The sequence below is a fragment of the Flavobacterium turcicum genome (assembly GCF_011365745.1).
Classification (GTDB): Bacteria; Bacteroidota; Bacteroidia; order Flavobacteriales; family Flavobacteriaceae; genus Flavobacterium; species Flavobacterium turcicum.
In genome coordinates this window covers 1-3,640 of the sequence record NZ_JAAOBY010000004.1, presented here as the reverse complement: position 1 = coordinate 3,640, position 3,640 = coordinate 1, and the positions used below count along the sequence as shown (strand labels likewise).

Sequence of the window (3,640 nt, the reverse complement as noted above, 5' to 3'; positions counted from 1 at the left end):
CATACGTTAAAGTATATGTTCCGCTTGGTGTGTTTGGAGCTACTGTTACGTTTCCATCAACATCAATACTCAATGGTCCGTTCGTTGCCGGTGTTACATTGGTGTTGCCTATCGTTGCAACTTGTCCGTTTACTGTATCATTACCCAATACACTGCCAAGAACTGTACTTACTAACGGTGATGACGTATTAAATGAATCGTTAACAGCCTCTATTGCATTTACAACTACAACGGTTGCAGTTGCCGTATCACAATTTGATGGATTAGCATTTAGTCCTGTGATAGAATCTGCTTCGCACAATTGATAAACAATGATATATGTTCCACTAACTGTATTTGGTGCTACCGTTACATTTCCGTCAACATCAATACTCAATGGTCCACTTGTTGAAGCAGTAACGTTAGTATTAGCCGTCGTTACCATAACACCGTTTAAAGTATCGTTTGCTAGAGCATTTAAAGCTATTACAACATTATTGCTAGAAGCGATTGTTACAGCTGGGTCATTAACAGCATCAATAACATTTGCAACCACAACCCGTGCAGTTGCTGTATCACAATTAGCTGGAGTAACATTTGCTCCAGTTATTGGATCTGCTTCGCACAATTGGTATGTAATTTCATATGTTCCGCTTGCTGTGTTAGCGGCAACACTTACGATTCCATTGGCATCAATACTTAATGGACCTGTTGTTAAAGGAGTAACATTAGTATTTACTGTAGTTGCAGCGACACCATTAAAAGTATCGTTTGTTAGAGCATTTAAAGCCACTGCTGTACTATTATTTGAAGCAATAGTTACCGCAGGATCATTTACTGCATCAACTGGATTTAAAACCACAACAGTTGCTGTTGCTGTATCACAATTACTTGGATTTACTTCTAGTCCGTTAGAAGGATTTACTTCGCAAATTTGATAAACAATTGTATAGGTACCACTTGGTGTGTTTCCAGCCAAAGTAACTATTCCATTTTCATCTATACTCAATGGCCCTTGGGTTACCGGAGTAACGTTAGAATTTGCAGGAGTGACTATAACTCCATTTAATGTATCATTAGCTGTTACATCTAAAATTACTTTTGAATTTACACCAGTATTAACAACTGCAGGAGCATCATCAATTGCATTTATTGGGTTTAAAACCACCACTGTTGCAGTTGCTGTTGTGCAATTAATTGGATCTGCTCCAGTTTCACACAATTGATAGATTATCGTATACGTCCCTGAAACAGTATTTGGAGCTAATGTTAAATTACCATTTGCATCAATACTTAAAGGTCCTGTAGTTATTGGCGTCACATCAGTATTTGCTACTGTAACAGGGTTACCATTTAAGTTATCTGAACCATTTCCGTTATTGCCAAGTACATTTCCAACTGTAGTAGCAATCGTTGTACTTGGCACTTGAGTTGGGAAGGTATCATTACTCGCTATTATTTCATTACTGATACGAATCTTAGCATTTGCAATATCACAATTTGTTGGATTTATTCGTTCACATATTTGATAAAATACGTTATATGTTCCTGAAACTTGTCCAGCAGGAACTGTAATTGTGCCATCGCTATTGAGTACAAAACCAGTTGGTGCAGTTCCACTTAATGTAAGAATTACAGCTGAAGGATTTAACACAACGCCATTTAGAGTATCATTATTCAATACTGAGGCTGTAACACCTCCGTTTCCTCCTGTAAAAGGAGTCGCAGTATAATCGTCAGCAATAGCGTCTACAGCAGCTTCCTGAACATTTACAGTTACTGATGCTGTACTACAATTTGGCGGTGTTGATCCGATTTCACAAATTTGATACTGGAGAGTTTGAGGTCCTGCTGGAGTTCCTACTGCTATCGTAATGGTCCCATCTGGATTTAATGTCAATGCAGGATTTGCAATTGTAGTTGTCAAAATTACATCACCAGGTTTAATCGGTGGTATTCCACTAAATGTGTCGTTACCTAGAACAGAACCTGTCGTTGCTCCTGCCAAACCACCTGTCTCGTCAGTATTTGCAACAATTACATTTAACACTACAACTGTTGCTGAAGCTGTCTTACAATTAGCAGGAACTGCTCCAACCTCACAAATTTCATAAGGTAAGACATAAGTCCCTGAAGGTGTATTTGGTGCAAGAGTTACCTCTCCATTACTTCCGATACTTAATGGACCAACTGTTGAAGGGGTTACATTTGTATTTGAATCTGTCACTAAATCTCCGTACAACGTATCATTTGTAGTAACATTTAAGACAATTTTTGGTACTTCAGCTGTTGCAACCGTGATTGGGCCATCATTCACTGCAATCAAAGGATTTGAAACAATAACTGTAGCTGTAGCCGTAGCGCAATTAGCTGGACTAGCACCTTCTTCACACAATTGATAAGTAATAGCATAAGTGCCACTTGCGGTGTTTGGCGCTAGAGTTAATACTCCATTAACATCAATACTTAAAGGACCCGTTGTAATAGGTGTCACGTTAGTATTAGTACCTGTCACGATTACACCATTTAGTGTATCATTAGTAGTTACATTTTGAACTACTGTAGCAACATTGTCGGAAGCAACTGTTGTTGGTCCGTCATTTACAGCTACAATTTCATTTAATACTACTACAGTTGCTGTTGCATTATCGCAATTTGCTGGATTTAAATTTAAACCCGTTACCGGATCAGCTTCACACAACTGATAAGTTATACTATATGTTCCACTTGCCGTATTAGCAGCCACAGTTACTAATCCAGTAGCATCCACACTTAATGGCCCTGCCGAAACAGGAGTTACATTAGTATTATTTATATTAGCAGGTATGCCATTAACTGTATCATTGTCTAATACATTTAAAGCCGTTACTACTGTATTACTTGAAGTAATTGTAACAGATGGATCATTTACTGCATCTATTAAATTACTCACCACAACTGTTGCAGTAGCGGTATCACAATTCGACGGAGAAACATTTAATCCAGTTAAAGGATCAGCTTCACATAATTGATAAGTAATAGTATACGTACCGCTTGGAGTATTAGCTGCAACACTTACAATTCCATCAGCATTAATACTTAATGGACCTGTAGTTAACGCAGTTATATTAGTATTGATAGTTGTAGCAGCAACACCGTTAAAAATGTCATTATCTAAAGCATTAAGTGCAGTAATTACAGTATTACTAGAAGCGACGGTCACAGCAGTATTATTGATAGCATCAATTACATTTGCAACTAATACCGTCGCTGTCGCTGTATCGCAATTCGCTGGGCTTGCTCCTACTTCACATAATTGGTAAGTAATAGTATAAGTACCACTTGCTGTGTTTGCCGCTAATGTTAATACTCCGTTAGCATCAATACTTAATGGACCCGCAGTTACTGGCGTTACATCAGTATTAGCAGCTGTTACTACCACTCCGTTCAACGTATCATTGGCTGTTACGTTTTGAACTATAATTGGGGCTGCAGCTGTTGCTACCGTTGTTGGTCCGTCCATTACTGCTACAATTGGGTTGTTCACCACTACTGTCGCTGTTGCTTGCTTACAATTTACCGGGGTCGCCCCTACTTCACAGATCTCATAAACAACTGTGTAAGTGCCTGACGCTGTGTTAGGGTTCACCGTAATTGTACCGTCTGCATTCAATGTCAAGCC

The 3,640-nt window shown here is 38.8% G+C and carries 1 protein-coding gene; it reads right to left on the bottom strand.

Features of this window, described 5'->3' with window-relative positions:
- Nucleotides 1–3,640 (bottom strand): beta strand repeat-containing protein (locus tag G9Q29_RS08260; RefSeq protein WP_394367680.1); only part of this gene is annotated, 3,640 nt, incomplete at both ends.